2 rRNA genes are annotated in these 1,593 nt (G+C 56.4%); both read left to right on the top strand.

The annotated features are described in order from the left end of the window. Positions 1–1,384 (top strand): 23S ribosomal RNA (locus Ade02nite_RS48795); the annotation flags it as partial. 84 nt (positions 1,385–1,468) lie between these two features. Continuing rightward, positions 1,469–1,585, top strand: a 5S ribosomal RNA gene (rrf, locus tag Ade02nite_RS48790). The last annotated feature ends 8 nt before the right edge of the window (positions 1,586–1,593 follow it).

Here is a 1,593-nt window from a genome sequence, read left to right as displayed (position 1 = left end):
TGAGACGTGATGCCGAGCCGTTTCAGGTGAAGTCAGTGATCCTATGCTGCCGAGAAAAGCCTCTAGCGATGTTCCGAGCGGCCCGTACCCGAAACCGACACAGGTGGTCAGGTAGAGAATACTAAGGCGACGGGTGAACTGTGGTTAAGGAACTCGGCAAATTGCCCCCGTAACTTAGGGAGAAGGGGGGCCGGACGCGTGAAGCCCCTTTGCGGGTGGAGCGTGGTATGGCCGCAGAGAGCAGGGGGAAGCGACTGTTTACTAAAAACACAGGTCCATGCCAAGTCGTAAGACGATGTATATGGACTGACGCCTGCCCGGTGCTGGAACGTTAAGGGGACCTGTTAGCTCTTCGGGGCGAAGCGGAGAACTTAAGCGCCAGTAAACGGCGGTGGTAACTATAACCATCCTAAGGTAGCGAAATTCCTTGTCGGGTAAGTTCCGACCTGCACGAATGGCGTAACGACTTCCCCACTGTCTCAACCACAGGCCCGGCGAAATTGCAGTACGAGTAAAGATGCTCGTTACGCGCGGCAGGACGGAAAGACCCCGGGACCTTTACTATAGCTTGACATTGGTATCCGAATTAGCTTGTGTAGGATAGGTGGGAGCCGGTGAAGCTTGGACGCCAGTTCAGGTGGAGGCAATCTTGAAATACCACTCTGGTTGGTTTGGGTATCTAACTTGCGGCCCTGATCGGGTCGAGGGACAGTGTCTGGTGGGTAGTTTAACTGGGGCGGTTGCCTCCTAAAGGGTAACGGAGGCGCCCAAAGGTTCCCTCAGCCTGGTTGGCAATCAGGTGTTGAGTGTAAGTGCACAAGGGAGCTTGACTGTGAGACTGACGGGTCGAGCAGGGACGAAAGTCGGGACTAGTGATCCGGCACTTGCGTGTGGAAGCGGTGTCGCTCAACGGATAAAAGGTACCCCGGGGATAACAGGCTGATCTTCCCCAAGAGTCCATATCGACGGGATGGTTTGGCACCTCGATGTCGGCTCGTCGCATCCTGGGGCTGTAGCAGGTCCCAAGGGTTGGGCTGTTCGCCCATTAAAGCGGTACGCGAGCTGGGTTTAGAACGTCGTGAGACAGTTCGGTCCCTATCCGCCGTGCGCGTTGGATACTTGAGAAGGGCTGTCCCTAGTACGAGAGGACCGGGACGGACGAACCTCTGGTGTGCCAGTTGTCCCGCCAGGGGCACGGCTGGTTGGCTACGTTCGGAAGGGATAACCGCTGAAAGCATCTAAGCGGGAAGCTCGCTTCGAGATGAGGTATCCCACCACCTTGAGTGGGTAAGGCTCCCAAGAGACTATTGGGTTGATAGGCCGGAGATGTAAGCCAGGTAACTGGTTCAGTCGACCGGTACTAATAGGCCGAGGGCTTAACCACCTTATACTTTTTGCTCAACGCGTCCACTGTGTGATTCACAGCTTACGAACAGCCATGCTGGTTTGTTCCGTTGCTGACAGCTGTTTCGGTGGTCATAGCGGAGGGGAAACGCCCGGTCTCATTCCGAACCCGGAAGCTAAGCCCTCCAGCGCCGATGGTACTGCACTCGGGAGGGTGTGGGAGAGTAGGACGCCGCCGGACTCAACGTG

The organism is Paractinoplanes deccanensis (genome assembly GCF_016862115.1).
Lineage (GTDB): Bacteria > Actinomycetota > Actinomycetes > Mycobacteriales > Micromonosporaceae > Actinoplanes > Actinoplanes deccanensis.
This window is presented reverse-complemented; position numbering and strand designations above follow the sequence as displayed.